This window comes from Paenalcaligenes sp. Me131, from assembly GCF_050487225.1.
In the GTDB taxonomy this organism is placed as follows: Bacteria; Pseudomonadota; Gammaproteobacteria; order Burkholderiales; family Burkholderiaceae_B; genus Paenalcaligenes.
The window spans coordinates 1192798-1219621 of sequence record NZ_JBKQGY010000001.1 but is presented as its reverse complement, the minus strand read 5'-3'; the positions used below and the strand labels follow the sequence as shown (position 1 = coordinate 1219621).

The following is a 26824-nucleotide window of genomic DNA, read 5'->3' as shown; positions in this document are numbered from 1 at the left end:
CACTTTACTCAACACAGGAATCATGGTCATGCGAAATGAATCGCACCGCTCGAAATTAGCAACGCTGATGCACTACGTGGATCTATGGCGTGTTCGTGTGGGAAGTAGGGAGGCTGTAGCGCTGGCAATTGTGGAGGCCCACCAGAAGTTTGGCATGGCCGAGGTGACAGGCATTCGTTTTGAAACTAATGGTGATCCCTTCACGTTAGCCAAGAACGCTGCAGATCGTATTTTCCGTTGGCTGGATGACAAAACTAAAGAGTCCAACTTTATGCCGATGAACTTTGAGCAGTCTGTGCTGGCGGCAATGCCTAACGACCTGCGTTACGGCTATGTATGTGAAATCTTGCGTCCATTCGGCTATTCGCCACGAATGATGGTGGCGTGTCCTGATGGTGAGTTTGATCCGAGCAAGAAAGCTCAGGTTGTACTGAAAGAAAACACCGAGGCGACGCTGGCTCTTATTGCTTTGAGTGAGAACGCTTCTGACGAGGCGCATTTCGTGGCACATAAAGAGCTATGTGAGTCCATCGGTACAGCTAGAGGTGCCAGAGCAGCGATAGAGCAAGTGATGCTTATGAGAGGGCTGGTGATACCAAATGACTAAATCTAGCTTCATTGGGGGCGCAAAGCCGCCCTACGGTACCGACTACACAGACCTATTTAAATTTGGCTGGTTTAACAACCCTCGTGTAGCGAAAGCGTTTGATGTAGAGCACGACCAAGACAGGATATCTCGTACTTTTGCGATCAAGGCTGCAATTTATAAGGCAACAGGTGTCGATAGCTTAGCGAAGCTGCCGCCGGCTGACTTTGTGCGTTTGATTGCGAGTAAAGGGCTGGTGTTCACATTGCCAACGTCTTTGAAAGCTGCTGCGAATAACGGAAATATAGGAGGTGGTGATGCGTAGCATGACTGTGAGTCTTCAATTAGAGGAACGGAGCATCCCAGTGCTTGTTTTAAATCTAGGTGCTGTAACGCCAGCTAGTGCGGCTTCTTTTTTATCGGCAGTAAGTGAGGTTTTAGCAAAAGAGCTAGCAGAGCTTGATGACGCAACTCTTGATCACGGGCTCTCGAGGAGTGTGGGCGTATTACCGCGAGCTAGAGCTACACAGCTTAACGAACTGTTAGCTACCAAAGGTCCCGAATCATGCCATCAACTCTAATCCATGATGGTTCACCAACCGCTTTAATTATATGTAGAGCAACCTCTTCGGGAAGTTCTGTATTCCATTTTTCAAATCGTTCTTTAGGAAACTCGTTTCGGAATGTTTGGTACACGATGTCTTCACCCTGTTCCAGAGTGAAACCTGTGCGTAAGTTCACGAGGCAGTGTGCGATGACTCTACTTTTCAGCATTATGTTCTTTCCTAGGTTGGCTGTAATCAATAAGGAGTGTGAGCGATATTTTTCTATTCTTGCATGGCGAGTAATAACTTCCGAAATTGTAAATGCGGGAGTACGGCGATGAAAGTATGGAACAGCACTCTACGGGCCAGCAAGACGCCGCTACGCGCTAAAAAGCCGTGGGAATCAAAGGGAGGCATGAACCGCCCCCAAAAGCCCACGACCAGCAAGAAGAAGCCTATGAGCTCGCGTGGCATGAAAGGTCGTCCAGTTACGGCAGCGCAAAAGCGTTTTCACGATCAGATGGCTAGCTTGGGTTGTATTGCCAGCCTCAAAGACGGTTTCTTCGATCCGATGGTGAGTATTCATCACATTGATGGCAGAACAAAGCCGACCGCGCACTGGTTAGTGTTGCCGCTATCTGCAGGGAATCATCAGCACGGTACCGGCGCACCTGGTCGTATCGCAGTGCACCCAAACAAAGGCCAGTTTGAGGCTCGTTACGGCAAGCAAATGGATTTACTACGCGAGTGCATACGAATGCTGCTAGAGCGTGGTGTAGATGTGCCGGAGGCAGCGATAGAAGCTGCAGGCATGAAAAAAGAAAACCCAGCAACTGCAGCAACAGTTCTGGGGGCGATTCAACGTTACACGGAGGTCTATTGAATGACTCAAATGATACCAACAAAACTCACTGGCAAGCAATTGGCAGATGAAGGAATAGCGCTGGCACAAAGCCATGCTGAGTTTGTAACGCCTAATTGGGGCGAACGGATTATGTCGCTGTTTGAAGCATGGGTGCGCAAGCAGGACGAGCAATTCACGATTACACACTTCCGTCTATACGTAGCGGAGCATCATCCTGATCTGGTACCGCCAAGCTCAAACGCTTGGGGGGCGGTTGGTCGTTTAGCTCAAAGACGCGGTTTAGTGCGCATCACAGGCTCTATGCCTTCGATCTGCCGCTACACCAAGGGTCATTCAGTTAGAACGTATGTGAGGGCGGTATGAGTATCCAGAAAATGCCTTGGTTCCGTATGTACACGGACTTCCTGAATGACCCAAAGATGATTTCTTTGGCGTTTGAGGATCAGCGTCACTTTATGGGCATTCTCGCCCTGAAATCGGATGGTGCGCTAGATCAGGCATGTGAGCCTGATTTGTTGGATCGCATTGTTGCTCAGCGTTTGTGGATTGATCATGCCGTTATCCGTGACGTTAAGAAGCGTCTGGTGGCAGCGGGCCTGATTGATGCTGACTGGCAGCCCTTGGCATGGGATAAGCGCCAGATGCGTAGTGATGTAGACCCTACCAATGCCGAGCGTCAGCGTCGTTATCGTGAAAGCCAGAAGAAAAAAGCTGAACCTGCAGCACCTGAAAATCCAGAGCCAAAGCAGGAAAGCGTCCCCTCTGGTGATGGTAACGCGTTACGTAACGCAACCGTAACGGGTACAGATAAAGAAACAGATGCAGATAAAGAAACAGAAGTAATACCTACTTCGTCTGGTTCTGGTGAACCAAGCTCCGTGCCTGAACCCAAAATTGGATTCCAAGAATTTTGGGATGCTTACCCGAGCAAAAACAACCGCAGGACAGCGAAGTCAAAATGCGCCAAGGCTTGGAAGGCCAAAAACCTTGATGAGATAGCGGATCAGGTCTTAACGCACTTGGAGGCGATGAAAAAGACTAGAGACTGGATTCGTGGGTATGAACCGTCATCGCTGACGTACCTAAACCAAGATCGTTGGGAGGATGGCTTGCCTGTGGAGTCGCCAGAGCCATCAAGTAACGGCGGGCAGGGCGGGAGTTTTTCGGATCAGGATTACAGCAAAGGGGTGAGCGATGATGGAAGTTTCTAAGGTGATTCAGGATCTGGACACAGCCACGCATAACTGCGACCAGCATGGGGAATACCAATCACAGCATGTAAAACTTCGCAGCACTCAGTTTTGGACTACTTGCCCGCAATGTGCAGACAAGGACAACAAGGGTGATGAGCAGAAGATCATTGACGATATCAACGCAGGGCGACGTCAAGCAGTGATGAATAACACTATGCAGCGTGCTGCCATTCCCCCGCGCTTCATGGATCGACGCTTTGCAAACTATCGTGCGACATGCCCTAACTCTGCCAAGGCTTTGGAAACGGTGCGTGAGTATGCAGAAAACTTTGCGGATAGCCTTGCCGCTGGTCGTAGCCTGATTTTGATGGGAACGGTAGGCACGGGGAAAACCCATTTAGCGGCATCTGCAGCGCATGCTTTGATCGCTCAGGGATACACGGCAGTTTTCACCTCGGTGCTGTCGGCTGTACGCAGTGTTAAAGAAACCTATGGCCATGGCGCTACACAGACGGAACGCCAAGCCATTAATGCGTTGATCGCACCAGACCTGCTGATCATTGACGAGGTTGGGGTGCAGTTTGGTAGTGCCACTGAAGAAATGATCCTTTTCGAGATTATCAACGGTCGCTATGAGCAGATGAAGCCCACCATCATTATCAGTAATTTAGCTATGGGGCCATTGAAAGAGTATTTGGGCGAGCGTGTGTTTGACCGTTTGCGCGAAGGGGGCGGCAAGGCCGTGGTGTTTAACTGGGATAGCCACAGGGCAAAGGCGGCAGCGTGAGCAAGAAAAGTAGTAAGCAGGTGGTCTACGAGGCAATGTTAAAGCATGGCGGTGCATTGAGTGCGGCTGATATTGCTGAGTTATCGGGTCTGCCAAAGCACACGGCCTATTGGTCTATTTATTCGCTTATAGCTGAGTCCCTGGTGAAGAAGGCAGGAAGCGTAGAGCTTGGTGGATTTAGAAAGCCGCTGACACTGTATGAAGCCAAAGGCGACTCTCTGGCTGTGATTATTGCAAGAGCAAAAGAGATAGGCGCACCGTTTGGCATCGTGCTGGCGCAATTGGAGGCGGCATGAGTGGGGGGTATATCAGGTCAAAAGATCATCGCTGCACCATTGGATACCGTAATCAGTGGGATGCTTCTGTGCCATCAGTTGGGTTTGTGTTCTTGCGTGAGCCACTGAGCATTGATCGCGTGTCAGTGGGCAACTGTGAAATGAAAGCTAAAGCAATGGGCGGGGGCGGCGTTGATCTGTTGTTCTTGGACCCAAATATAGCCCGTGATGCCTATTGGCCAGAGGTAAGCGAGTGGGCATTAGAGCAGCTTGAGCAGTGCCAGCCGGTAATTGCTTGCTGGTGGGATAAGTCGTCCAGAACAGCTATAGCTGACAAATACCTAGAACTGGTGCGTAAGTCGGGATATAGCAATACGCTGCACCACTTTGGGTTAAAGCGCGGTGTGCCGCAGGTGTTCAATGCTTTCAAAAGCACCAAGCCAATGCTGTGGAGGCTGTGATGGTAGCAGTCATAACAGCGCGGGGGCGCAAGAAAATATCCAAGTACAAGAACGTCAAAACCGTGGTGGACGGTCATAAGTTCGATAGCAAGAAAGAAGCACGACGGTACCAGGCACTAAAACTATTGCTTCAGGCAGGGCAGATTACTGATCTTGAACTACAGAAACGCTACGAGCTGATACCTACGCAGCGTAAGTCAGACGGTACTGCCGTGCGAGTTGTCACCTACTACGCTGACTTCGTTTATATGCGTGATGGCGTACAGGTTGTAGAGGATGTGAAAGGGGTGCGTACTGATGTGTTCGTGCTTAAAAGCGCTCTGATGTTGCAGGTACATGGAATTGAAGTACAGGAGGTGTGATGCAAATACCTACTTGGGTCGAGTACGAGATTCAGAACTGGGCACGTATGCATTGGCAGGGCAGTATGCCGGGGCCGCGCCGCATCGCACAGGAGCATCGTCAGTGCCTATATCCATTCCAAGAGGTTGATGGGGACGAGCAAGACAACACACCGGTGAACTATGAGCGTGCGCAGCGTGTAGAAGGGATCTACCTAAAGCTGCACCACGATGACCGCAGGGTACTACACGCTGAGTACACAAGGGTCAAAGAGTACGGCAACATGCCCGACCACATTAGGGCAGAGGTGGCCAGCCGGAAGATAGGGATAACAGTGGACTACTACAGGTTGGCGCTGTTGAGTTTTAGGAAAAAAGTTTGGGGGGCGTTTAAATGAGTATTTATGCCAATGCTGGTGATTTGCTGTCTTGCTATCCTGGTCGCGAGTTTCGGATGTATGAGTTGGTCCGTCACGTATCTAAAGGACGTGTATTGCCTAAAGGAGAGCGTGCCAAGTATGAGAGAGGAATTCAGCGGGCAATGCGTGCATTAGAGGAGCACGGGTTGGTAGAGATAGTTAAGCCAGAGCCGGGGCGCTATGGAGATATGTATATTTGGCGTCCGTCAGGGCAAATGTTACCGAACGATAACATCGCATCGCACATTCGGTAACGCAAACGGTAACATAGAGGTCGAGAAGTCACGTCTATTGAAAGTGCAATGGTGAAAAAAAAGCCCGACAGTCGAAAGATTGCCGGGCTTTTCTTTGGTTAGGCCTATCTAAATGTTGTATTGACTAGGCGATCTCTAAGGGTTTTTTTGGCTAGAGCGATGGTGCTGTGTTCATACAAAAATACTGTGCATGAATACTTGGTGCTCCCTACACGGATTCTGAAATCAGTCTTTTGGTAGATGTGTAATCTTCTTTCTTTCAGGATATAACCACCATCCACGTGGAAAAGGCATTGAGCACTTTTTGAGGAGCTTTGGGTTGTGCTTTGCTCACCATGAAGTATGCCTCCTACAAACAGGATGTATGGAACAGTGCAGTGGGTGTGTGTTTTTTTCTGTGTCATGTTCTGACTCCTAAAAAATTAAAAGCGGTGCGAAGTTGCATCGCTAATATCAAATTAAGAGTTGCGATTCATAAAACCCCTAATTTTCATAGGGGTTTTCCCTAATATTTATGGATCTCTCGGTAAGTAGCGCCTCACGCCATAAACCAGCCCATTAGCGCTGGTTTTTTACGTCTGTAGTGTTGCCGGGGCGGAGTAATAGAGGCTTGTTATGAGCGTTAATGCGCAACTGGATGCCTGTAGAAGATCAATAAGGGCAGCGGTTAGGATGGGGCTGGATCCTCTGGTAGCGATTTCAATGCATAGGCAATTATTGAGATCGCTGCGTCGTTATGATTTCCGGATTAAAAAAATTGCAGAAGATGCGGGCAAAGACTCTCCGTCTGGTAAGTATGTTCGCAAAGAGTCTGTCAGGCTTCGCCGTGACGCTAGGGTTGGTCTTATGAATGACATACATATGATTAGCGGCCTAGCTCTTGTCTGCTGTAACGAGATGGCTAAAGGCAGCCATAGTTTGCAGCATGACTAGAAGAATACAAAAACCGTGCAGGGTTAAAACGTGCAGACGCCCCCATAGGAATGCTGGTGGTTACTGCGATGAGCATCTAGACCAGGAGTCTGGGTGGAATGCCCCTGAGCGCGGATCGTCTTCACAGCGCGGCTACGGTGCTGAGTGGCAACGTAAGCGTAAGTTTGTGCTGAGGCGTGATGGTCACCAATGCAGGCCGTGCGCAGCTAAGGGTTCGGTTACGTATGGCAATGAAGTTGACCACATCATTCCAAAAGCGGAGGGCGGCACGGACGCTCTAGAGAACCTGCAAACCATTTGTGGCGACTGCCATAAAGAGAAAACGCTCAAGGAATCGAGCAGGCGCAGGGTAGGGGGGGTATAAAACCAAAAATCTTTTCATTTCGTAGACCGCCCGTCTAGGCAGATTTTTATCCCCGCGTAAAATGAAATTTAGTGGGAGGGGGTATGGCGGGTGTTCCGGGGCGTTCAGGTCGTAGACCAAAACCGACCGAGCGCAAGGTTGCTGCGGGCAACCCTGGTAAGCGCGCACTGAACAAAGATGCGCCTGAGTTTGGCGGTGTAGTCAATATTGATGCACCGGACTGGCTGCAAGGGCCGGGCCGTAATTTGTGGGAGCACTTAGCACCACTTCTCTGCGCAGAGAAGGTGCTACAGGCAACCGATATTCAGAACCTAGAATTTTATTGTGCGGCTTACGGTAGATTCCGATTAGCTGAAGAAGATATTGCTAGGAACGGCATTACTGTCGAAGGGGCGCAAGGCGGGATCGTTAAGAATCCAGCAGCGACAATCATCAACGAGGCTACAAGGCAAATGGCAACCTTTGGATCTTTGCTTGGCCTCGACCCATCCAGTCGACAGAGACTGTTGGGTCCCAAGAAACAGGACCCTACTGCTGAGCTAGCCGGCATCTTAAACATGTGAAATGTCAAAAGCGAAGTTCCCACGGGTGGCTGCAGCAACGCAGTTCGCCCGCGATGTCGTGCGCGGCAAAATACCATGTTGCCGATATATAACTCTAGCCTGCCAGCGTCATTTAGACGAAATAGTAAAAAGCAAAAAGCGAGACTTCCCTTATAAGTTTGATCCGGCTCAGGCTGAGAAAAAAATCAAACTCATCGAATACATGCCGCACACAAAAGGCAAGTGGGCGAGGGAAAAAAAGAAAATCATTCTAGAGCCATGGCAGTTATTTGGCATGGCTTGCACCTTTGGCTGGCTAAGAAAAAAGGACGGGTTACGCCGGTTCAGAGAATCGTATTGGGAAGTGCCACGTAAAAACGGTAAGAGCGTAATTGCTGCCGGTGTGGGGCTTGCCATGTTTTGCGCTGATGGTGAGTTTGGCGCAGAGGTGTACAGCGGTGCTACTACTGAAAAGCAAGCGTGGGAGGTATTTAGGCCAGCACGTTTGATGGTCATGCGTACACCAGAGTTAAAGGCGTTGCTCGGGATTGAGGTTAATGCCGGCAACATGAATCGCCCAGAGGATGGGAGCCGGTTTGAGCCTGTTATTGGTAATCCGGGTGATGGTGCATCGCCTTCATGCTCCATTGTCGATGAGTATCACGAGCATATGGCTGACGATCTATACGTCACTATGCAAACGGGTATGGGTGCGCGTGAGCAGCCGCTTATGTTCATCATCACGACTGCGGGGGCGAATATCTCCGGCCCGTGTTACGACAAGCGGCAAGAAGTTATTGAAATGCTTGAGGGCATTGTCCCCAATCATGAGCTGTTTGGCTGGATTTGGACAATCGACGAGGGCGACGACTGGACCGACCCCAAGGTGTTGGCCAAGGCCAATCCCAACATGGGGGTATCGGTTAATGAGGACTACCTAGTTTCTCAGCAACAGCAGGCCATACGTCGGGCACGTTTTTCCACCACCTTTAAGAATAAGCACTTAAATGTGTGGACGGCCGCTAAGAGTGGTTACTTCAACATGGCGAGGTATGTGGCTGATCCATGTATTGACCGAACCCTGACGTTAGAGCGTTTTGCTGGTTGGGATTGCGTAATAGGGGCGGACTTGGCGTCCAAGATCGACCTTACCGCAATGGTGCCGCTATTTCATGAGGTGATCGACGGGAAGATTCACTACTACTGTGTCTCGCCTACATTTTGGGTACCAGAGGACACAGTAACCAGTAGCGATAACAGGCGCATGGCAGATCGCTACCAGAGCTGGGTAGCTTCTGGTCACTTGATACAGACTCATGGTGCGGAGATTGATTACCGTGACATTCTGGCAGAGGCATTAGAAATCAATGCTCAGTCGCCGGTCATCGCAACGCCTTTAGATCCACACGGTGCAGCTAACCTGTCGCACCAATTGGATGATGAAGGGCTAAGCCCAATCACGATTGTCCAGAACTTCACGAATATGTCCGACCCAATGAAAGAACTTGAGGCGGCTATTTTGTCTGGGCGCTTTCACCATGATGGCAACCCCATTATGAGCTGGTGTATTTCAAACGTAGTGGGGCGTCACTTGCCTGGTAGCGATGATATTGTGCGTCCTACCAAACAACACACGGATAACAAAATTGACGGAGCTGTAGCGCTAATTATGGCTATTGGTCGCGTCATGCTGCCTATTGCTAAAGAAGAAGCCAGCGTTTATGAGCAAGGAGTAGGGATTTGAATCGTCAGGAAAAAATCGCACTGGTGTGCATGCTTGTGGGCTTCATTGCTTTAGTGAGTGGTATTGCTCAAGTCTCGCCGGCAGGGGCTGCCATAGTAGGCGGTGTTTTATTAATTCTCTTTGGTATAGGACTAGACCGAAATGCTGTTTAGAAGAGCTACCGATAGTGGACAGGGTGGCTCAGGTTGGCTTTCTGGTTTTTTGGGTGGCGTTCGTTCAGCGGCGGGACAGGATGTAAATGCCAAGAGTGCAATGGCAATTCCTGTGTTGCAGAACTGTGTGTCTTTGCTTGCAGAAAGCATTGCGCAGCTGCCTGTTGAACTCTACCGCCGACTGCCCAACGGCGGCAGGGAAGCTGCTACAGATCACCCTTTATACAAAATTCTGAAATACAGGCCGAACCCTTGGCAGACCTCGTTCGAGTACCGAGAGTTTAGTCAGATGTCAGCAGGTTTACGGGGTAACTCATACAGCTATATAGAACGAGATGGTGGTGGAGTTATCACTGGGCTATACCCGATGGATCCCGACAACATTACGGTCTGGAAGGGATCAGACCTGTGCCCCTACTATCAAATTGCGGGAAGTGATGAAAGGCTGCCACAGCGCTATTTCCATCATGTGCGCTGGATGTCATTTGATAATTACGTGGGGGCATCGCCGATAGCATTGCATGCCAACGCTATCGGTTACTCGTTGGCCTTGTCTGAGTACGCGGCAAAGTCATTTGTTAATGGGACCGCGTTATCGGGGGTTTTAGAGCGGCCAAAAGATTCGGGGGCCATCAAAGACCAAAAAATAATTGATGACATAACTACGTCTTGGCAAGCCCGCTTTGGTGGTTCTCCTAACAGCAACAAAGTAGCGTTTCTGCAGGAGGGGATGACCTTTAAGCCTCTCTCAATGAGCAACGTCGACGCTGATCTAATTAAGGCGCTGACGTTGACTGGTGTGGATGTGGCGCGAATCTGGAAGATTCCATTACCAATGCTGGCAGTGATGGAGGGGGCGACTCTTAACAACGTTGAGAACCTTCAAATCCAGTTTGTTATCTATGGGCTATTGCCATGGATTAAGCGCCATGAAAGCGCGATGCAGCGCGATTTTCTCCGCTTGGATGAAATGGATGAGCTCTACATTGAGTTCAACATTGGCGGCTTGCTCCGGGGCAATCAAGAGGCCCGCTACAAAGCGTATGCAATTGCACGGCAGTGGGGGTGGCTGTCTGTAAACGATATTCGCAAGCTTGAAAATCTTCCTCCTATACCTGGTGGGGATGTGTACTTGCAGCCATTAAACATGGTCGATGCAGCCACAGGGATTCCAACTAACAAAGACGAAGCTAAGGCTTTGGCCGAAATTCACAAGGCACTTCAATGAAAAATCATCACCGTTTAATCGGCTTGATATTTAATACGCCGCAGCTTATCCGAGAGGATGTGCTGGATATGGCTGTGCATTGGGCAAATCAGGCTATGAGCCTGAATATTGTCAATGTTCATGGGGCAACTGCTCAGCATGACGGTGCGGAAACACAGGCTGTTTCACCATCTGAGCGGCGCTTGCAGGCAGCGCGAGATACAGGCGTTTATGTGTTACCTGTTCATGGCGTTCTAGTGTCGCGCAACACGCACCTAGACCCGTGCTACTCCATGACAAGCTACGAAGAAATACGCGGCATGTTGAACGCTGCGCTGAATGATCCAAGCATCGAGCATATTGTTCTGGACATAGATAGTCCGGGTGGTTCGACGCTAGGGTGTTTTGAGCTAGTTGACGATATTTATGCGGCACGAGCCATTAAGCCAATTACCGCCATTTCAAACTTTGGTGCGTACTCAGCGGGTTTTGCCATTGCTTCTGCTGCGACAAATCTTATCGTCTCTCGCAGCTCTGGAGTGGGGTCGGTGGGGGTCATTGCCCGCCATATTGACCTAAGCAAACGCCATGAGCAGCAAGGAGTAAAGATCACCTCGATCTTTGCCGGTGCGCGTAAAGATGACTTAGCCAGCCATGCGCCTCTAACTGAGGAGGCTGGTCAGTGGCTTACTGACTTAGTGAATAGCCATTACGAGGTATTCACAGAAACAGTTGCTCGGAACCGTGGTATGTCGGCTGCATCAGTAAAGGAAACAGAGGCTGGTGTGTTCTTTGGTCAGAAGGCCATAGAGATGGGCTTTGCCGATTCTGTTGAGTCACCACAGGTTGCTGTAAACCGTATTGCAGCAGAGGTTGCACAAAAGCGTGCAAGCGCTCCAAAGAGAAGCAGTGTGGCCACCCGTGCGGCGGCTATGGAAATCCAAAATCGTATTTAGGCGCGTTCGCGACTAAATGATGTCTTGCCACCTACGGGTGGCTTTTTTTATGGGGAAAACAATGCCTAAAGTGCATGAACTTCGTGCTGAACGCGCAAAAATTAACGATCAAATCCAAGCTCTGGCCACCGCAGAAAAAGAAAGCGGGAACCTGAGTGCGGAGCAGTTGTCTGATTTTTCCACGCTATCAGCAAAATTTAACGATCTGACCGCATCTATCGAGCGTTTAGAAACGGCAGAGCGTATGGCCGCACAATCAGCAACGCCTGTTGAAAGCCATGTGCGCAAGACTAATACCGTACCAGCGGTGCCGCGTGAGCCAGAGGCTAAAGGCACTGGCATGGCACGCATGGTTTTGGCTTTGACTGCAGCGCAGGGTAATAGCCAGTTAGCAGCACAAATTGCAATGGACCGAGGCTATGGTGACCACATTGCCGCGTCACTCAATACGCTAACCCCCGGTGCTGGCGGTGTACTCGTACCAGAGAACCTTTCAACAGAAGTGATCGAGCTGCTACGCCCGAAATCAGTAGTGCGTAAGTTGGGTGCTCGTTCTATTCAGCTTAATAACGGCAATCTGACTATTCCGCGTTTGAAGGGTGGTGCGGTGGTTGGCTATACCGGTACAGATTCCGATATTCCTACGAGCCAGCAAGAGTTTGGTGACTTAAAACTGTCTGGTAAAAACTTGACTGGTCTAGTGCCGATTTCTAACGATCTGATCGCAAACTCAAGTGCGAACCCAAATGTGGATCAGATCGTGGTGGGTGACGTTACGTCAGCGATGGGTACGCGTGAAGATAAGGCATTCATCCGTGATAACGGTAACGATGATACTCCCAAGGGCCTGCGTTATTGGGCATCTACCCAAAACGTGTATGCAGCTGCGCAGGCTAAGCCAACAATTGAGCAGGTTTCAATTGAGCTGAACAAATTGGTGCTGATGCTTGAGTCGGCAGACGCCAATATGACAGCAGTAGGCTGGGTGATGGCACCGCGTACAAAGCGATTCCTACAGGCATTGCGTGATGGTAACGGCAACAAAGTTTACCCAGAGTTGGATCAAGGCTTCTTGATGGGCTATCCAGTAGGTACAACCACTCAAATCCCGATCAACCTAGCCGTGAATTCTGACTCTAATGGGTCTGAGATTTACTTAGCCGACTTCGGTGATTGTTTCATTGGTGAAGATAGCCGCTTGGTTATCGACTTCTCCAAAGAAGCTACCTACATAGATGGTGAAGGCAAAACAGTATCTGCCTTCCAACGTAATCAGACATTGATTCGTGTTATTGCCAAGCATGACTTTGGCCCACGTCACGTTGAGTCTGTTGCTGTTCTGATCGACGTTCAGTGGGGCGCTTAATCCCGCGTTAACACAGGGTGCCTAGTGCACCCTTTTTATTTTGGAGTTGTCATGGTTCAAGTGAAATTCTTGAAAAACTGCGGTGCCTACACGGTTGGTGATGTGGCTGGCTTTGAAGAAGCAAAGGCCGATTTACTGATTAAGCGAAATATTGCTGAAAAGCATGTGCCAGAAAGAGGTAAGGGCACAACTGGCAAGCAGGGTGGTAATGCTGCGGCTAATTGAGCTGATAGGTGATGAACTGATCAGCCTTGAGGAAGCGGTCGCGCAGGTCAAGGCTGATGGCGATATTGAGGAAGAAAACACCCATATTGAAAAGGTGTTGATTCCCGGAGCCCGTGGTATAGCCGAAGAAATCACCGGCTCAATTTTACGTAAGGGCATTTACGAAGAAACCATTGTTTCTGGCCAATCGCTTTCAAAGGGGGGCATTACCAAAATTGAATCGGTGTTATCTGGTGGTGTGCCGGTGCCATTTCAACATAGGCGGGTGGCAAAACGTTCGGTCATCGTTACAGATCGGGCATCCTCAACAGCACTGCTAGAGGTGAGGTTTGAGGCAGGGCTTGACCGCGATACATGCCCCGCGCAGCTGCGGTCTTGGTTGCTGATGGTGATTGGCTTTATGTATAAAGACCGCGATCTGACTTCTAAAGACACGAAAATTCGTAATCTGGATTTCCTGCTTTCGTCTTTTACTGTTCCAAGTGGGTTCTAAGCGCTATGACTGATAAAGACGGACTGCCAGCGGGTAACTTAAACCGGCGCATTGTTATTCGGCACAAAGATGCTGGTCAGGATGAAACCGGACAGCCTACAGGGAAAGGGGCGATAGTGGCGAAGCCGTGGGCGTGGATTAAAACGCAAACGGGTATGGGGGTGACACGTAACGCAGGGAATGTGTCAGCCTCCATTGATGCTTACTCGTTCCGAATCCGGTACCGCAAGGGTATCACTGATGCCATGTGCATTGAGTGTGACGGTATGGTGTTTGACATCAAGCAGGTGCGTCATGACGTAGCCAATAAAGTGTGGACTGATCTTGTCTGCCGGCAAGGAGGCATGGATGGTTGAAACCACTTTTGTTTTTGATGTTGCCGAAGTAGAGAAGCGTTTAGAGGGTTTAGGCGTGGCTGCTAAAACGCACTTACCACGTTCAATGGCCGTAGCTGCAGGAAAGATTCTGCGTGATGCGGCTAAGTCATTTGCTCCAGTGTATGACGGCTCTACGGGGCTAAAAGGCGGGGCTAATGCAATTAAGGCGCCCACTGAAGGCCTGCTGCGCGACTCTATTTATCTAGCCTTTTCTGATGACAGGTCAGACACCGCGCAAGGTCGTTTTGTTTATTCTGTTTCGTGGAACGCGAAGACCGCACCACACGGTCACCTTCTTGAGTTTGGGCACTGGCGTTACAACAAAATTATTTGGGATATGCCACGCAAAGAAGAGTTGCCGGAACCTGAGTGGGTAGCCGCAAAGCCATTTCTTCGCCCTGGGTTTGACGCGCATAGCACTGTGGCTATTGAAATGGGGATTGCTAGGGGTAAGGAACGTTTGGCGGAGTTACTGGCTAATCCATCGGAGTTGGAGAAATACGCATGACGGTAGAAGCCGCTATTTTTTCTCTGCTGGGGACTTTGGTTGGTCAGCGTTGTTATCCAGACGTGACACCAGAAAAGCCTACCTTTCCATTAATTGTTTACCAAGTTGTCGGCGGTGAGGCCAAAGACTATCTTGAGCGTCGATTGCCTGATTGTGAGCATTACCGAGTGCAGGTTTTTTGCTGGTCTAAAAGCAGGGCTGAGGCAAGCGCTTTGGCGTTGAAGGTCCGACAGCAAATCATAGAGCAGGGTAAGGACAAGTTCCCATCAGCATCAACTGTTGGACAGCGTGTATCTCAGTATGAGGATGCATTAAAGCTCTATGGCACCAGACAGGATTTCAGTGTCTGGATTAAAGAACGTTAAAACCACAACCACCATGTAGGTGGTTTTTTTATTTAAGGAATCTTAAATGTCTCTAAAATTTCCTGATGGCTCGGTAGTGGGGTTCGCGACAAAGGTTGGTGTTGCTATTCCGTTTACTGAGATTTCCAATGCAAAGCCAGCCATCATTAAACATGCTGCTGGAAAAATTAATAAAGGCGATATCCTTTTGATCGAATCGCCGTGGGGTGGGATTGCGAACCGTGTATCTGTCGCGGGGAAAGCGGATGCGACAGCTGGCACAGAATTACTTGGCATTGATACGACCGACACAACAATGTTTGTTGAAGGCCGTGGTGCAGGGGCTGTTCTGATTGCTACTGAGTTCGTGGATTTTAGTCAGCAAGGTGAACTGACCAGTTCTGGTGGTGAACCGCAGACCTACACAGGGAAGTATCTCGAAGACCCTCAGGGGCAAGAGTTTCAAGTTCCAGTGGGCCAGACTGCTAGACAGCTTTCTCTAAGCTTGGATCATGACTCTAAGTTGCCTTGGTATGCAGCAGCAGAGGCAGTATCGGTGAAGCGCTTGTTGACGGTGTTTCGTATTAAATTGCCTGATGGGGATACGATTTATGAAAGCGGATATCTCCACTTTAACCCCAGCATGGGCTTGAACTCTGGTCAACCTATGAAGAACGCAGCGAATTTCTACTTGCGCAGTTCTCGCGGTACCTTGATTGAAGCGGGTGCGTAATGGCGATTAAAAAAGGTAATGCGCCAAAGTCGTTTCCTGCTGAGCTAGAGTTGGTTGGTGGTGGCGAAAGCATCAAGCTCAAGCTGACATACCACAACCGCAAGCCAAGTGAGCTTGAGAACTGGCTCAAGGACTTAGAGGGGTCTAGTGCTCCCTTTATGCCTTCCATGGTGGTGTATCTAGTGAAAGACATGGAGGCTGATTACTCCCTTTCACTTGAGGGCATTATGGAAATGGAGGACGAGCGCCCTGGTATCTGCGATGCAATTATTGCTGGGTTTCACCAGACTCGCAGGACAAAACTGCAGGGAAACTAAAAGAGGCTGTCGCAGCTTTTGTCTGGAAGGCTCCGACAGCCGAGCAGCTTAAAGGCACCGGGATGCTACCAAAGCACTACAAAGAGCCTAATGTAGATGTTTTCCCAGAAAACTGGCCTGCATTTTCGCTGTACTTGCGGTACCAGACGCAATGGCTGCAGGGTACTGGCCCAACCGGACTTAACTATCAGATATTCATTGATGACTTGATTAGGCAGGGCTTAGATCAAGAAGGGATTGATGAAGTTATGGATGGGGTCAGAGTGATTGAGTCGGCGATGCTGGAACACTTCTATTCCTGAACTGTTATTATCCACTGACTATTTTGGGAGGTGGGTATGTTGAGATTGATTTTTGGTTTGTTGGCACTAATGCCGCTTCAGTTGTGGGCGTCAGATCTTGTTGAGCAAATTCAAGAAGGTGAGCGTGAGTACTGTACGCTACATGTTGAAATTGCCACGTACATAATGACAGCTCATCAGCTAGGTGAGGAACAAGATGCCATGATAGTTTCTGCTGCTGATAGTGATTTAGAAATTATGGAAATTCTCAACAAAGCTAAAGAATCCCCAGTGTTTGATACCGAAGAAGAGAAGCTGTCTGCTGTTAACGGTTTTAGACGCCAGATATATGCGAATTGCATGAATCATCATAGTAGGTATTCTAGATAGGTCATGAGTCGCAATTGTCTCTGAAAAAGCCCCGCATAAGCGGGGCTTTTTCATGACTACCCAAGGTGGTGAGTGAATGAGTGAAGAGAAAATTGGAACCGCGCGGATAGATATAACGGGAGACTCCAAAGGTATTGAAGCTGCAACAGCAAGGGCTAGCGAGAGCATTCGTGAGATGAATCGCTCGGCCCGTGCTGAGTACCGTTCTTTATCTGAGGTTGAGCGTAAGCGCGTTGATGCCCTTATGCGTCAAGGGCAAAGCTTGCGTGACGCGCTAAGGGGGACGAAGTCAGCAAGCGACGTACTGTTCGATGCACTAAAGGGATTGCCTGTCCCGATTGCTGCAGGAGCAGGGGCAATAGCGGCTATGGGCATTGCGGCGGCGCAGGGGGCGAGTGAGCTTAAAGAGTTAAATACGCACTTAATCATGACGGGAAACTCTGCTGGGTTTACCGTTGACCAGGTTTCCACCATGGCTGCCCGACTTGATGACCTTAAAGGCATTACGCGTGGTGCTGCCGCTGAGGCTCTTACCCAAGCAATAAGCAACGGGAAAATTGCAAAAGATCAGATTGAGGCTGTAGCAGAGACGGCATTGCGTGCAAATCAGATTCTAGGCCGTGAAGTAGCCGTGACTATTAACGAGTTCGCAAAGTTAGGTGATTCACCAACCGAGAGCGCAGCAAAGCTAAATAAGCAGCATAATTTTCTGACTCTTGAGTTGTATGAGCAAATCCGCGCTTTAGAACAGCAGGGTCGTGCGCAGGAAGCTGCCAGTCTTGCACAGGAAGCATTAACTCGCGTAACAAAAGAGCGGCTAAACGAGGTTGAGCAGTCGCTTGGTTTTGTTGAGCGGGCTTGGAATGCAGCGGGCAGGATGGCCAGTGATGCGTGGGACAAGTTTAAAGGACTTGGTAGAGAGAGTACGGCAAGGGAGATTATCTCTTCTCAAGAGAAGCAAATAGAAAGTTATCTTAGTGAGATAGCTAACCACAGTCGCTTTGGCGCTTGGGAGGGGATGAGCAGCAAAGATGTAGATGCTTTGAGGGGGGTAGACAACTCCACTAAGGCTGGCCTCAAAGAAACACTTGGGGCGCTGGGAGAGGCGAGAGCAGCGCTGGCTCAAAGCATGGCTGAGTTAGCTGGTTCAGAATTTACCGCTGATGCTCAAGGCCGTAATGCTGCCGATGCACAACGTAAGATTGAAGCTTCTGAGTCTTGGAGAAAACAAGGCGAGCAGGTTCGTTCACGCCAGCAACAGCGTGAAAAAGAAATTGCTGATGCTAAAAAATGGGCTGCTGACATTGGTGCTACTGAAGAAGATCTAGCTAAACGTATTTCCCAGATTAATGAGAAGTATAAGGATCGCAAAACGGGGGGCGGTAGTGGCCCAAAAAATGATGAAGCTACCCGTTTGCTCCAGTCTTACCAGCAGCAGGAGGCCTCGCTAAGAGCGCAGCTTCAGGTCAATGACAAACTCGGCACCCACCAAAAACGTTTGGTTGAGTTTGAGCAGCAGATTGTTGATCTGAAAACGAAGAAAACCCTCACTGCTGACGAACGCTCCTTGCTTCTAAATGAAGGTAAGTTGCGTGCGCAACTGAAAATCAATGCCTCATTGGAGCAGGAGCAGGAAACTCATCAGGCCATTGTTAAGGTGCAGGAGCGCTCAGCTCAGATTATCGAGCAGATGGCTTCCAGCCGCGATAACACCAATTCTCAATATCAACGGGAACTAGATGCGTATGGCATGGGCGATAAAGCCATGCAACGCCTGCAAGACCAGCGTTCGATCTACAAGGAGTTTGAGCGGTACCAGCGCCAGTTAGCAAACGCTACGGATTTCTCAAAGGCAGGTGCGGCAGCGCAGTACGCTGAAGAAACAGCCAAGATCGAGGCAGAGCTGCAGCGTCGCCTATTGATGCAGCAGAACTACTACGCAACGATTGATGAAATGCAGGGCAGTTGGCTGTTGGGTGCGAATCATGGTCTTGCCAATTACGCGGACGAGGCAGCTAACGCTTTTCTGAATACGAGCAATCTGGTTAACAAGTCCTTCAAGTCGATGGAGGACTCGTTAGTTGAGTTCGCCCGCACCGGCAAGCTAAGTTTTTCTGATTTGGCGGATTCAGTTATTCGTGACTTGATGCGCATCATGATCCAGCAATCTGTCATGGGACCGCTAGCCAGTATGTTTGGTGGGTTGTTTGACGGCGGCGCTGGTACAGGGAACCTGACTGGCGGCAGCCTATCAGGGGCTACGTGGTTTGGCACCCCGGCTGTAGGTGGTAATGGGTTATCTGGGTTGGCCAAGCTTTGGAGTGGCGGCTATACCGGTGACGGTGGCAAGTATGATCCGGCGGGCATAGTGCACAAAGGGGAAGGCGTTTTAAATGCCGATGAGATCAGGGCCATTGGTGGTGAGGCGGGGTTTAATGCCTTACGTCAAAGCATACGTGGCATTGGGCACTCAATGGGCGGAATGGCAAGCAAGCCGGTTGCCACGCCTCAGTTAATGGCACCAAAGCAGCAGCCACAGCAACCTATAAACATCTACTCAACAATACACGCTGCGCCTGGCACTAACGCGGCAGAGCTAAGCGCCATGCTGGATCAGCGTGATAAGCAGCTTCGTTACCAGATTTACGAAGAGATTCTGCGCGGCCGAGTTGAGGTATAGCGCCACCTGCGGGTGGTTTTTTATTATCAGACCTCGGTGCATCCGGGGTTTTTTGTTGGTGAGTTATGGCAATAAAAACTTGGCCGACCAGCATTGCCCCAGAGTCTGCGGATGTGGGTCTAAAGCAAGACGTGCAGCGTAATCGGTCACGTTCTGGCAAGACCTCCACATTTGAAATGCCGGGTGCTACGTGGGTGATGACGCTTACATTTCCAGATTCATCGGAGTGGTCGGGTAGGCCGCGCCTAGAGGCGCTGATTACAAGTTTGCGGGGCGGTGCGAATCGGTTGTCTGCTCCGCATTTTGGCAGACCTTATCCGAATGGAACACTAAGCGGGGTCCCTGTTCTAGCATCTGCTGTGAAGGCAGGTAATGGCACGTTATCGCTAAAGAACTGCAATGGGACGTTGAGGGCAGGTGACTTTATTGGTTTGGGCGGGCAACTACTGATGGTTGAGAGCGATGTTGCTCCCGTTAGTGGGAGCATGGTTGTTCAAGTAAATCCGGCAGTGCGGTTGCCGCAGCCTGTTGGGACTCCAATAGTATGGGACCGGCCGCATATTCTCTGGGTTTTAAAAGAAGATGAGGATCCGGTGAAGTTTCCATACAGATCTGGAATGTACCGGCCAAGTTTTGCCATTGATTTGATTGAGGACTGGTCATGAGCAGGGGGCTAACAACGGAGCAGCGAATAGCAGCGAAGGCACCGCATAGGATGGTGATAGCCCTTGTGGATGTCCATTTTTCATCTGGAAGACTGGCACTGGCACTTTCACCTTGGGATGTGAGCCATAGCGGTGTTACGTATCACCGTACAGGGCCTTTAATGAAGATCGAGGCAGCTCATGAATCCTCAAAATCTTTTGAGGGCATCGTTATTTCAATGTCAGGGCTTGATTCTTCAATCATGGCGCTTGCGGCAAATGAGCCTTACCGTGGCAGGCTGGTTCGCGTGTTGAAAGCATATGTGAATCCAGAGAATGGCGATCTTATCGGTGACCCAAAGGTGCAGTTTATTGGTCGTGTCCGTTCTATGCCGATTACTGAGAACAATGACGAGTGCACAGTTTCACTACGTGCTGAACATTACGAGGCCGAGCTGCAGCGTCCTGCTCCATTGCGCTTGAACAATGCAGATCAGGAGCGTTTGTACCCGGGTGACAAAGGGGCTGAATACGCTGATCTGCTAGAGGACAAGGTTGTGGTGTGGCCAGCGCGAGAGGCATTGATGAAATGATGAAACGACATAGCGATTGGCCTGAGAAGTTGGCCGAATTTATAGAAGCCCGCCGCAAGCGGGCTTTTTCGTGGGGGCAGCAAGATTGTGCATTGTTTGCCGCTGACGGCATTTTGGTGATGACCGGAGTTGATCCAGCGGAAGGCCTGCGGGGTTATCGGTCTGCGAGTGGTGCAGCAAAGCGGATTAAGCAGGCGGGTGGTATGCGGGAGTTGGCCGCATCCTTTCCTGAAAAGCCTGTGGGTCTTGCTCAGCGAGGCGATTTAGTTTTGGCTGATGTGGATGGGCGTGAGTCATTTGGTCTTGTTGCTGGCGCTGGGGTTTGGTGTGGTCCGGGTGTGGATGGTTTAGTGTTCCGGCCTATGTCGGATGTGGTAGCAGCTTTTGAGGTGTAGGCATGCCAGCAGTTGTTCCTGTTATTGCTGCAGCCCTTTCGACGGCTGTTGGCAAGTTCGTCGCGACAATGGCGCTGTCGTTGGCGCTGGGGTCGTATCAGCAGAGTCGTGCGCGTAAAAAGGCCCGCGAGGCTGAACGTGCGCAGCGTGATGCCTATAACCGTAGCCTCAAGGACAGGCACGTCACAGTGCGGTCTGGCGTTTCTACGCGTAAGTATGTGCTTGGCCGTGTTCGCGTTGGCGGGACGCTGATGCATATTGAATCCAACGGCAAGCACAATACAGCTTTGGATTCGATATTAGCAATGGCGTGCAATCAGTGCGCGCTAGATGGTTATTACTTGGGTGATGAGTTTGTTGCTGTTAGCGCCTTCCCCGGGGATAAGTACGGTAATCAAAAACAGATTGATTTTCGACAGTCGGTTGAGGTTGTGCCTGGCACAAACAAAATCACACTGACGCATATGCCTGTTAATGCGGCCTCTGTGCGAGTATCGCAGCTCTTTGGCGTTCCGTACCCTACAGGTGATGTGTCGGTTAATGGTGATACCGTCACCATCAATCATAAAGGCACGTCAAAAACCATCGTCATTATTACGTATAAGTATTTCGGGCCGCACAAAATCCGGATGATCTTTAAAGACGGTGACCCAAACCAGCTTACGGATGGTTGGGCAGATGTGGAAACACCGTTGTGGACGAGTGAGCATAGGCTGCGTGGTGTAGCGTACCTGCGCATGCTGAACTTGTGGGACGAGGATATCTATCACTCTGGAGCGCCACAAATTGGTGCAGTCCTTAAAGGTGGTTGGGTTGATGGCCATCCGTATTTCGACCCTCGAACCGGCAGTAATCCACAGTACACGACGAACCCTGCAATTCTAGCTGCTTGGTATATGACATTGCCACGCAGTAAAGGCGGCATGGGTATTCCTGATGAGTGGGTTGATTGGCCTTATGTTTCTGCCGCTGCAAACATTTGTGATGAACTGATAACGGTCAAAAAGCTGGATGGTAGCGGCCATGAGAGTATCAAGCGCTACGAGTGCAACACGCTTATAGACACTGGAAGCCCGCCTGTCGATAACTTGAACATCATCCTATCGTCCATGGCGGGTGATTATGTATTTACAGCAGGGCGGTACCGCATTTTTGCGGGCGCATTCCGTCCAGCAATGGTGGTCATCACTGATGACGATATTGTTGGTGATAAAGATATTTCGCTAGATAAGTCTGGGCAAGATGACGCGCCGGCAAACGTAGTTACCTCTACGTTCGTCAATGAGAGCCGTAATTGGCTTGAGTCCAGTCCGCGGCCTGTGCGAAATGAGGCGTATGTCCTTGCTGATGGTGCAGAGTCACCTTTAGATTTATCTCTGCCAGCAACGACGGATGAGCGTCAAGCAGCGTACTTGATGGGGGTAGCGTTAGAGTCGGCACGTCCGTCTATGGCAGGTGAGATTCCAGTGCTTGGTGTTGGTGAGGATCTGGCCGTCATGGACACGGTTCAGTTGGATTTGTCCAATAGACCTGAATACGCGGGTAAAACCTTCCAGATTGTTAATCGCGTTGATAATTGGGACGGTACGTTCAGCCTAACGATTCAGGAAATTCGCGCTAATGTGTGGTCGCTTGATCCTGATACTTTCCTGCCAACGGATCCAGCGCCGGTGCCAGACACTAGCTATTTGTGGAACGTGGCACCCATCACCAATTTCATTGTTGGTGCGCAGCAGCCTCAGTCGTTAGCGGATGGCACAGCAGTTATCAGAATTGATCTGACATGGGACCTACATTCTCAACCCTATGTTAGAGAGGGTGGCCGGATTGAGGTTAGGTATCGCATTCCTTCAGGTGATTGGATTTCCGTGCCGCCTGCTCTTGGCAGCGAAACAGGCACATCTTTTACGGCCGCTCTAGAAAATGGGCTTGAGTACCAATTTCAAGCGCGTGCAGTTAATGGTGTAGGTGCGGCCTCAAATTGGACGGACAACTGGATTGATTACGATGGGGTACGTCCACCGCCGCCAGCTATAACGTCTTTGACCGCTAAGGGGATTCTGTACGGTATTGATCTGGCATGGTCATTCCCTGGCACAAAGAACGCATTGCGCCATACGGAAATCAGGCACGGCATTACTAACAAGTTTGCTGACTCTGTGCCTCTTGGTGATTTCGCCTATCCAACGAATATGCACACTAGGGCTTTCCTGCCACCGGGGCGGGTAGAGTTTTTTTGGGCGCGTTTGGTAGATGCGAACGGCACTGATGGCCCATGGTTTCCAGATGTTAGTGCGCCCGGTATCAGGGGGATGGTGTCAGCTGATGCTGAGGGATACAACGAACTCATAACCCAGCAGATCCTAGAGTCAGCGCTTGGCGACCAGATTTGGAACGGTATTCAATCGTTGCCGGACATTCAGCAAAAACTGGATGAATTAAGTAAGGCTGATCAACACGACCCAGCTCTGGCGTATTTGTCTGGCAGCGTAGTCGTTGATAACGGGAAGATGTACCGGGCAAAGAAGGACGTGCCCAAGGGTATCCCCATTACCAACGAGGCGTACTGGCAGCACATTGGCGATTATGAGTCGATCAATGCTGCTATTGCAGCACTGGCTTTGCAAACCCGCGAAAACACGCAGCAGATAGAGGAAATCGAAGGCGTTGTTACGGCGACTGCCACCAGCACTTCTACGCTGATGGCGGCTTATCGTGACAATGACGACGGCGAGGGCCTACTTTCTGATGTATTGAACGAGTGGGATTCTCGGGCGTGGATTAGCGACCTACGCAGGACTCGCGTTACAGCTGAGCAGGCTGAAGCCATTGTGCAGCAGCAGGTAGGCGCACAGCTAGCGGGTGTCGTGGCTACTGTTGAGGAAATCAGCCAGTCAGTCTTAGACATTGAGGGCAAGTTCAATGCTACCCAGTCAGTGCGTTTGGCTGTAAATGATAACGGCATTATTTACACCGCTGGTTACGGCATAGGTATGTCGAATGAGTCTGGGGTAACGCAGTCGCAGTTTGTGGTGTTGGCAGATAACTTTGCGGTTATGCATGCACCGAATGGGACGCCACAAGCGGTCTTCACAATCCAAAATGGTGTGGTCTCTATGAACACAGCTCTGATTGGGAGGGGGACAATCTCCTTCCTACAAATCGGTGATGATGTTCAATCTGTGGACTACATACCAGGTCAGCGAGGGTGGAGGCTGGGGAAAGGCGGGGATATCGAATTTAACGGCTCTGTGCCGGGCCAAGGCAGGTTAACAATGAACAACCAACTAATTCAGTTTTTTGACGAACTGAATCGTTTACGTATGCGATTTGGGTTTTGGTAATGCAAGGCGGGCTGCAGATATGGGATGAAAACCTAAAGCTTGTTTTCGATACAAATGATCGGCTGGGTATATTTGTGGAGACTATCACAGTTCCAGCTACTCCTTATGCTGGTGGATGGCCGGTCAGAACATTCGACTTCACTGTGAAAGAAAAGCACCCGAAGCAGGAGTTTTTCTTTGTGGTGCTTGGGTCTGGTGATTTCAATACATCAGATCCATTTGCCTCTGTCGCTTACACGATTACCTTTTCAACAGTAAATAACACGACGGTTCGTGTGCATAAGCTTGCGGAAGGTAGTCCTGCTATGACTGTTCTTGTGGGGGTTATGTAATGCGCGCCGCATTTCAGGTCCTGAATGATGACTTCATTACACAGATAGATGATAGTCAGGGTGTGAATCTAAAGTTTTTGGCTAAATTCACTTACGACAAGGTGGGGGTACGAGACACAAGAAACAATCGCGTGAACGTAACGGTTCCTGCTGGAATTGATCCTCGGCGGCTGATCTTAGCGGTTAGGCCCGAGCAAAGTAGCAATCTCTGTTTTCGGGCCATTATCCTTGCCAGCAAGCCTAATCCCACAACTATAACTATCCAAGTAGTTTCTCCCATAGCGCTAGACAACAAGGAAATGAAAACCATTTTCTACAGGGTGAGCTTTACTGGGTATTTGTTTGTTAGCAATGATGATTATCGTTCTGTTGCTAGTAGTGGGATGGAGATATACAACTACACGCCAAATAAAACGCTGGTCTTTAGTTCGCAGAGTAATAGCCTTCGAGTTACAAATTTCCTTATTACGTCATCTAGGGCTTCGCCATCTCATTATGAGGGGTGGTGGTCGTGGAGGTGCAATACCCCAATAACCAGCATCACTAATCGAGCATATATCTTATGTGGTGGGAGGGGATTTACTGGAGTTTACGGAAGAAACGAGTCAGACGTTTTTGTAGGATCGGAGGGCTTGGGTTGGTTTGGCAATCGGTTGATCGTGGATTTTTTTAGTTATAGCACTTACATAGGTTATGCGACCCCTACCTATTTTCCGAACACGGGGCCCCAAGGATCTATGCATCCAATACTAATAGAAGTAGATGTCACGAATTTATAACAAGCCCGCGAAAGCGGGTTTTTTTATGGAAGAAATATGCAAGTCATTACACAAATGCTGATGAACAATGTTAATCAGCGCATGACAATTGAGTTGCTCAATGGGATGAATCACGCAATCAAGGCTGAGTTTGACAAGGTTCATGCGCAATTGCTGGCGGTGGAAGCTGAGCGTGATGAGTTGCGCGAGAAATTAGGCGTAGAGCAGTCCATAGAGCCTGCTGTGGATCCAGAGCAGCAGGAGGAAAGTTGATATGTGGCATAGAGCAGGGACGATAACAGTCACGAAGGGCAACAAGGCGGTAACTGGCGTAGGTACCGCATGGGTGCAGAATATTCGCGTAGGTGATGGCCTGCAGGGGCCTGACGGTCGGTTGTATGAAATCACTAACGTATCAAGCGATACAGCCTTAGCCATTGAGCCGGCATACATGGGGGCAACAGCATCTGGGCAGGCGTATTGGATTATTCCAGTGCATGGCTACCTCAAAAAACTAGCGGATGAAGCGGCAGGTCTGGTGCGTTCGGTAGGTCTTTTGCCGGGCGAAGTAGAGTCAAATGAGCGTCGCATTGCAAATGCGGAACAGGATATGTTGACCAAGCTAGGCAACCTAGCAGGCCTGAAAGACATCCCTACTGCTAGAAACAACCTTGGCTTAGGAAACGCATCTGTACGTGAAGTTCAAGCTTCTCAACTTGATAGCACAGGGGGAAGGCTTCTACAGGTTGGTGGTTTTGGTCTGGGCGGGTATTTGGTCTACAAGCAAAACGCAGATTCACGAGAAATGTGCGGTTTTTACTATGACAATACTGTGACCAACGCAGCAAGTTCGGGAGGGCAATTCTTCTTAAATGTCCCATATACGAAAGAGGTGGCTGGTTTTAGGATTTCTGCAGCACCGTATACTGGGGATTTCTTTGTGCATACAGCAAAATCGCCGACTGAAGGTTGGCTTGTTGTCCGCGGTAAGTTGTGGCATTCAGGGAATACAACAATAGATAGTAATGGGTTCATCAAACGAGCATCCCCTATAGTTCATCTTTCCTGCAAGAGCATCGAAAAAACAGATCACAAAGAAATTGAGCAGATAGGATTTAAGCGCATTTCCGTAGGTGTATATGAGCTCAGCAACGCCCCGCTTCTGTCGCGTGATGGCTGGTACATCGAAACTCCCAAAGACCGGAACGGGAACATCTACTTCACGCTCGACTATGAAGAAGCCGATGGTGTCCTCACGATTCGCACGTACACGCCCGACTACAGTACAGGCCCTGCCACAAATGGTGAGCCAGTGGATATTTTGGAAGGGCGCTTTGTTAGCTTGAGGTTTGCGGAGGATCCGTCACTTTATCCGAAGCCTGAAATGCCAGAACAAGATGTGCCGGCCGCGTAACAGCGG

General features: G+C 49.9%; 34 protein-coding genes. 33 read left to right on the top strand and 1 reads right to left on the bottom strand.

The features are described from left to right. The first annotated feature begins 28 nt into the window (after positions 1-28). Together ACLPHM_RS05975 and ACLPHM_RS05970 are read left to right on the top strand one after the other, a co-directional pair. Positions 29-607, top strand: a complete 579-nt coding sequence (locus ACLPHM_RS05975; protein WP_430220336.1) for a hypothetical protein — start codon at positions 29-31, stop codon at positions 605-607. Then, positions 600-911 (top strand): hypothetical protein, encoded by a 312-nt coding sequence (locus ACLPHM_RS05970; protein WP_430220335.1) that lies wholly within the window; start codon positions 600-602, stop codon positions 909-911. Before ACLPHM_RS05975 ends, ACLPHM_RS05970 begins: the two co-directional genes overlap by 8 nt. 502 nt (positions 912-1413) lie before the next feature. On the opposite strand, the gene ACLPHM_RS05965 is transcribed toward ACLPHM_RS05970, so the two are convergent. Next, entirely contained in the window at positions 1414-1605 is a 192-nt protein-coding gene (locus ACLPHM_RS05965) for a hypothetical protein (protein ID WP_430220334.1), read from the bottom strand. Here ACLPHM_RS05965 and ACLPHM_RS05960 point away from each other — a divergent pair. The 31 genes from ACLPHM_RS05960 (at position 1604) to ACLPHM_RS05810 (ending at position 26818) form a co-directional block, all read left to right on the top strand. Beyond that, the gene (locus ACLPHM_RS05960) at positions 1604-2014 is read left to right on the top strand and encodes a Ref family recombination enhancement nuclease (protein ID WP_430220333.1); all 411 of its coding nucleotides are present in this window, start codon (positions 1604-1606) and stop codon (positions 2012-2014) included. The two genes, ACLPHM_RS05965 and ACLPHM_RS05960, sit on opposite strands and share 2 nt — an antisense overlap. Next, entirely contained in the window at positions 2015-2359 is a 345-nt protein-coding gene (locus ACLPHM_RS05955; protein ID WP_430220332.1) for a hypothetical protein, read from the top strand. It begins immediately after the preceding gene. After that, complete coding sequence (locus ACLPHM_RS05950; protein ID WP_430220331.1) at positions 2356-3207, top strand: hypothetical protein; 852 nt, start codon at positions 2356-2358, stop codon at positions 3205-3207. Before ACLPHM_RS05955 ends, ACLPHM_RS05950 begins: the two co-directional genes overlap by 4 nt. After that, positions 3191-3976: an ATP-binding protein gene (locus tag ACLPHM_RS05945; protein WP_430220330.1), complete on the top strand. Its 786-nt coding sequence runs from the start codon at positions 3191-3193 to the stop codon at positions 3974-3976. The genes ACLPHM_RS05950 and ACLPHM_RS05945 overlap by 17 nt, the downstream gene beginning before the upstream one ends. Continuing rightward, positions 3973-4272 (top strand): hypothetical protein, encoded by a 300-nt coding sequence (locus ACLPHM_RS05940; RefSeq protein WP_430220329.1) that lies wholly within the window; start codon positions 3973-3975, stop codon positions 4270-4272. The genes ACLPHM_RS05945 and ACLPHM_RS05940 overlap by 4 nt, the downstream gene beginning before the upstream one ends. Beyond that, on the top strand, positions 4269-4712 hold the full coding sequence (locus tag ACLPHM_RS05935) for a hypothetical protein (RefSeq protein ID WP_430220328.1): 444 nt from the start codon (positions 4269-4271) through the stop codon (positions 4710-4712). The genes ACLPHM_RS05940 and ACLPHM_RS05935 overlap by 4 nt, the downstream gene beginning before the upstream one ends. Continuing rightward, entirely contained in the window at positions 4712-5074 is a 363-nt protein-coding gene (locus ACLPHM_RS05930; RefSeq protein ID WP_430220327.1) for a DUF1064 domain-containing protein, read from the top strand. The genes ACLPHM_RS05935 and ACLPHM_RS05930 overlap by 1 nt, the downstream gene beginning before the upstream one ends. Next, entirely contained in the window at positions 5074-5451 is a 378-nt protein-coding gene (locus ACLPHM_RS05925) for a hypothetical protein (protein WP_430220326.1), read from the top strand. Before ACLPHM_RS05930 ends, ACLPHM_RS05925 begins: the two co-directional genes overlap by 1 nt. 1200 nt (positions 5452-6651) lie before the next feature. Next, positions 6652-7023, top strand: a complete 372-nt coding sequence (locus ACLPHM_RS05920) for an HNH endonuclease (RefSeq protein WP_430220325.1) — start codon at positions 6652-6654, stop codon at positions 7021-7023. Positions 7024-7106: 83 nt separating this feature from the next. After that, positions 7107-7586 carry a phage terminase small subunit P27 family gene (locus ACLPHM_RS05915; protein WP_430220324.1) on the top strand — a complete coding sequence of 160 codons (480 nt, stop codon included), beginning with the start codon at positions 7107-7109 and terminating at the stop codon, positions 7584-7586. 1 nt (position 7587) lies between these two features. Then, complete coding sequence (locus ACLPHM_RS05910; protein ID WP_430220323.1) at positions 7588-9309, top strand: terminase large subunit; 1722 nt, start codon at positions 7588-7590, stop codon at positions 9307-9309. After that, a complete protein-coding gene (locus tag ACLPHM_RS05905; RefSeq protein WP_430220322.1) occupies positions 9306-9461 on the top strand; it encodes a hypothetical protein in 156 nt (51 codons plus the stop codon). Before ACLPHM_RS05910 ends, ACLPHM_RS05905 begins: the two co-directional genes overlap by 4 nt. Continuing rightward, positions 9451-10689: a phage portal protein gene (locus ACLPHM_RS05900; RefSeq protein ID WP_430220321.1), complete on the top strand. Its 1239-nt coding sequence runs from the start codon at positions 9451-9453 to the stop codon at positions 10687-10689. Before ACLPHM_RS05905 ends, ACLPHM_RS05900 begins: the two co-directional genes overlap by 11 nt. Continuing rightward, positions 10686-11624, top strand: a complete 939-nt coding sequence (locus ACLPHM_RS05895; protein WP_430220320.1) for a S49 family peptidase — start codon at positions 10686-10688, stop codon at positions 11622-11624. Before ACLPHM_RS05900 ends, ACLPHM_RS05895 begins: the two co-directional genes overlap by 4 nt. A gap of 61 nt (positions 11625-11685) precedes the next feature. Next, entirely contained in the window at positions 11686-12990 is a 1305-nt protein-coding gene (locus ACLPHM_RS05890) for a phage major capsid protein (RefSeq protein ID WP_430220319.1), read from the top strand. A 51-nt stretch (positions 12991-13041) separates the two neighbouring features. Next, complete coding sequence (locus ACLPHM_RS05885) at positions 13042-13215, top strand: hypothetical protein (RefSeq protein WP_430220318.1); 174 nt, start codon at positions 13042-13044, stop codon at positions 13213-13215. Continuing rightward, positions 13199-13708, top strand: coding sequence for a hypothetical protein (locus ACLPHM_RS05880; protein WP_430220317.1), 510 nt, complete (start codon positions 13199-13201; stop codon positions 13706-13708). Before ACLPHM_RS05885 ends, ACLPHM_RS05880 begins: the two co-directional genes overlap by 17 nt. A gap of 5 nt (positions 13709-13713) precedes the next feature. Beyond that, positions 13714-14064 carry a phage head closure protein gene (locus ACLPHM_RS05875; protein WP_430220316.1) on the top strand — a complete coding sequence of 117 codons (351 nt, stop codon included), beginning with the start codon at positions 13714-13716 and terminating at the stop codon, positions 14062-14064. After that, positions 14057-14593 (top strand): HK97 gp10 family phage protein, encoded by a 537-nt coding sequence (locus ACLPHM_RS05870; protein WP_430220315.1) that lies wholly within the window; start codon positions 14057-14059, stop codon positions 14591-14593. Before ACLPHM_RS05875 ends, ACLPHM_RS05870 begins: the two co-directional genes overlap by 8 nt. Then, positions 14590-14958, top strand: coding sequence for a tail completion protein gp17 (gene gp17 / locus ACLPHM_RS05865; protein WP_430220314.1), 369 nt, complete (start codon positions 14590-14592; stop codon positions 14956-14958). Before ACLPHM_RS05870 ends, gp17 begins: the two co-directional genes overlap by 4 nt. Positions 14959-15004: 46 nt before the next feature. Beyond that, a complete protein-coding gene (locus ACLPHM_RS05860) occupies positions 15005-15670 on the top strand; it encodes a phage tail tube protein (protein ID WP_430220313.1) in 666 nt (221 codons plus the stop codon). Then, positions 15670-15987: a hypothetical protein gene (locus tag ACLPHM_RS05855; protein ID WP_430220312.1), complete on the top strand. Its 318-nt coding sequence runs from the start codon at positions 15670-15672 to the stop codon at positions 15985-15987. Before ACLPHM_RS05860 ends, ACLPHM_RS05855 begins: the two co-directional genes overlap by 1 nt. Before the next feature lie 62 nt (positions 15988-16049). After that, positions 16050-16289, top strand: a complete 240-nt coding sequence (locus ACLPHM_RS05850) for a DUF1799 domain-containing protein (protein WP_430220311.1) — start codon at positions 16050-16052, stop codon at positions 16287-16289. Positions 16290-16325: 36 nt separating this feature from the next. Further along, on the top strand, positions 16326-16658 hold the full coding sequence (locus ACLPHM_RS05845; protein WP_430220310.1) for a hypothetical protein: 333 nt from the start codon (positions 16326-16328) through the stop codon (positions 16656-16658). A gap of 76 nt (positions 16659-16734) precedes the next feature. Then, positions 16735-19338, top strand: coding sequence for a phage tail tape measure protein (locus ACLPHM_RS05840; RefSeq protein ID WP_430220309.1), 2604 nt, complete (start codon positions 16735-16737; stop codon positions 19336-19338). Positions 19339-20245: 907 nt separating this feature from the next. After that, complete coding sequence (locus ACLPHM_RS05835) at positions 20246-20575, top strand: hypothetical protein (protein WP_430220308.1); 330 nt, start codon at positions 20246-20248, stop codon at positions 20573-20575. After that, positions 20572-20970, top strand: coding sequence for a DUF6950 family protein (locus ACLPHM_RS05830; protein ID WP_166409754.1), 399 nt, complete (start codon positions 20572-20574; stop codon positions 20968-20970). The genes ACLPHM_RS05835 and ACLPHM_RS05830 overlap by 4 nt, the downstream gene beginning before the upstream one ends. Positions 20971-20972: 2 nt before the next feature. Then, positions 20973-24314, top strand: a complete 3342-nt coding sequence (locus tag ACLPHM_RS05825) for a phage tail tip fiber protein (RefSeq protein ID WP_430220307.1) — start codon at positions 20973-20975, stop codon at positions 24312-24314. Next, positions 24314-24646 carry a hypothetical protein gene (locus ACLPHM_RS05820; protein WP_430220306.1) on the top strand — a complete coding sequence of 111 codons (333 nt, stop codon included), beginning with the start codon at positions 24314-24316 and terminating at the stop codon, positions 24644-24646. The genes ACLPHM_RS05825 and ACLPHM_RS05820 overlap by 1 nt, the downstream gene beginning before the upstream one ends. 815 nt (positions 24647-25461) lie before the next feature. Beyond that, positions 25462-25677: a hypothetical protein gene (locus ACLPHM_RS05815; protein WP_430220305.1), complete on the top strand. Its 216-nt coding sequence runs from the start codon at positions 25462-25464 to the stop codon at positions 25675-25677. 73 nt (positions 25678-25750) lie between these two features. Next, entirely contained in the window at positions 25751-26818 is a 1068-nt protein-coding gene (locus ACLPHM_RS05810) for a phage tail fiber protein (protein WP_430220304.1), read from the top strand. Positions 26819-26824 lie beyond the last annotated feature (6 nt).

Bases quoted from the DNA above. Each gene is read 5' to 3' on its own strand.
- ACLPHM_RS05975 (WP_430220336.1), top strand. From the start codon at position 29: ATGCGAAATGAATCGCACCGCTCGAAATTAGCAACGCTGATGCACTAC.
- ACLPHM_RS05970 (WP_430220335.1), top strand. From the start codon at position 600: ATGACTAAATCTAGCTTCATTGGGGGCGCAAAGCCGCCCTACGGTACC.
- ACLPHM_RS05960 (WP_430220333.1), top strand. From the start codon at position 1,604: ATGAAAGGTCGTCCAGTTACGGCAGCGCAAAAGCGTTTTCACGATCAG.
- ACLPHM_RS05965 (WP_430220334.1), bottom strand. From the start codon at position 1,605: ATGCCACGCGAGCTCATAGGCTTCTTCTTGCTGGTCGTGGGCTTTTGG.
- ACLPHM_RS05955 (WP_430220332.1), top strand. From the start codon at position 2,015: ATGACTCAAATGATACCAACAAAACTCACTGGCAAGCAATTGGCAGAT.
- ACLPHM_RS05950 (WP_430220331.1), top strand. From the start codon at position 2,356: ATGAGTATCCAGAAAATGCCTTGGTTCCGTATGTACACGGACTTCCTG.
- ACLPHM_RS05945 (WP_430220330.1), top strand. From the start codon at position 3,191: ATGATGGAAGTTTCTAAGGTGATTCAGGATCTGGACACAGCCACGCAT.
- ACLPHM_RS05935 (WP_430220328.1), top strand. From the start codon at position 4,269: ATGAGTGGGGGGTATATCAGGTCAAAAGATCATCGCTGCACCATTGGA.
- ACLPHM_RS05930 (WP_430220327.1), top strand. From the start codon at position 4,712: ATGGTAGCAGTCATAACAGCGCGGGGGCGCAAGAAAATATCCAAGTAC.
- ACLPHM_RS05925 (WP_430220326.1), top strand. From the start codon at position 5,074: ATGCAAATACCTACTTGGGTCGAGTACGAGATTCAGAACTGGGCACGT.
- ACLPHM_RS05920 (WP_430220325.1), top strand. From the start codon at position 6,652: ATGACTAGAAGAATACAAAAACCGTGCAGGGTTAAAACGTGCAGACGC.
- ACLPHM_RS05915 (WP_430220324.1), top strand. From the start codon at position 7,107: ATGGCGGGTGTTCCGGGGCGTTCAGGTCGTAGACCAAAACCGACCGAG.
- ACLPHM_RS05910 (WP_430220323.1), top strand. From the start codon at position 7,588: ATGTCAAAAGCGAAGTTCCCACGGGTGGCTGCAGCAACGCAGTTCGCC.
- ACLPHM_RS05900 (WP_430220321.1), top strand. From the start codon at position 9,451: ATGCTGTTTAGAAGAGCTACCGATAGTGGACAGGGTGGCTCAGGTTGG.
- ACLPHM_RS05895 (WP_430220320.1), top strand. From the start codon at position 10,686: ATGAAAAATCATCACCGTTTAATCGGCTTGATATTTAATACGCCGCAG.
- ACLPHM_RS05890 (WP_430220319.1), top strand. From the start codon at position 11,686: ATGCCTAAAGTGCATGAACTTCGTGCTGAACGCGCAAAAATTAACGAT.
- ACLPHM_RS05885 (WP_430220318.1), top strand. From the start codon at position 13,042: ATGGTTCAAGTGAAATTCTTGAAAAACTGCGGTGCCTACACGGTTGGT.
- ACLPHM_RS05880 (WP_430220317.1), top strand. From the start codon at position 13,199: ATGCTGCGGCTAATTGAGCTGATAGGTGATGAACTGATCAGCCTTGAG.
- ACLPHM_RS05875 (WP_430220316.1), top strand. From the start codon at position 13,714: ATGACTGATAAAGACGGACTGCCAGCGGGTAACTTAAACCGGCGCATT.
- ACLPHM_RS05870 (WP_430220315.1), top strand. From the start codon at position 14,057: ATGGTTGAAACCACTTTTGTTTTTGATGTTGCCGAAGTAGAGAAGCGT.
- gp17 (WP_430220314.1), top strand. From the start codon at position 14,590: ATGACGGTAGAAGCCGCTATTTTTTCTCTGCTGGGGACTTTGGTTGGT.
- ACLPHM_RS05860 (WP_430220313.1), top strand. From the start codon at position 15,005: ATGTCTCTAAAATTTCCTGATGGCTCGGTAGTGGGGTTCGCGACAAAG.
- ACLPHM_RS05855 (WP_430220312.1), top strand. From the start codon at position 15,670: ATGGCGATTAAAAAAGGTAATGCGCCAAAGTCGTTTCCTGCTGAGCTA.
- ACLPHM_RS05850 (WP_430220311.1), top strand. From the start codon at position 16,050: ATGCTACCAAAGCACTACAAAGAGCCTAATGTAGATGTTTTCCCAGAA.
- ACLPHM_RS05845 (WP_430220310.1), top strand. From the start codon at position 16,326: ATGTTGAGATTGATTTTTGGTTTGTTGGCACTAATGCCGCTTCAGTTG.
- ACLPHM_RS05840 (WP_430220309.1), top strand. From the start codon at position 16,735: ATGAGTGAAGAGAAAATTGGAACCGCGCGGATAGATATAACGGGAGAC.
- ACLPHM_RS05835 (WP_430220308.1), top strand. From the start codon at position 20,246: ATGGCGCTTGCGGCAAATGAGCCTTACCGTGGCAGGCTGGTTCGCGTG.
- ACLPHM_RS05830 (WP_166409754.1), top strand. From the start codon at position 20,572: ATGATGAAACGACATAGCGATTGGCCTGAGAAGTTGGCCGAATTTATA.
- ACLPHM_RS05825 (WP_430220307.1), top strand. From the start codon at position 20,973: ATGCCAGCAGTTGTTCCTGTTATTGCTGCAGCCCTTTCGACGGCTGTT.
- ACLPHM_RS05820 (WP_430220306.1), top strand. From the start codon at position 24,314: ATGCAAGGCGGGCTGCAGATATGGGATGAAAACCTAAAGCTTGTTTTC.
- ACLPHM_RS05815 (WP_430220305.1), top strand. From the start codon at position 25,462: ATGCAAGTCATTACACAAATGCTGATGAACAATGTTAATCAGCGCATG.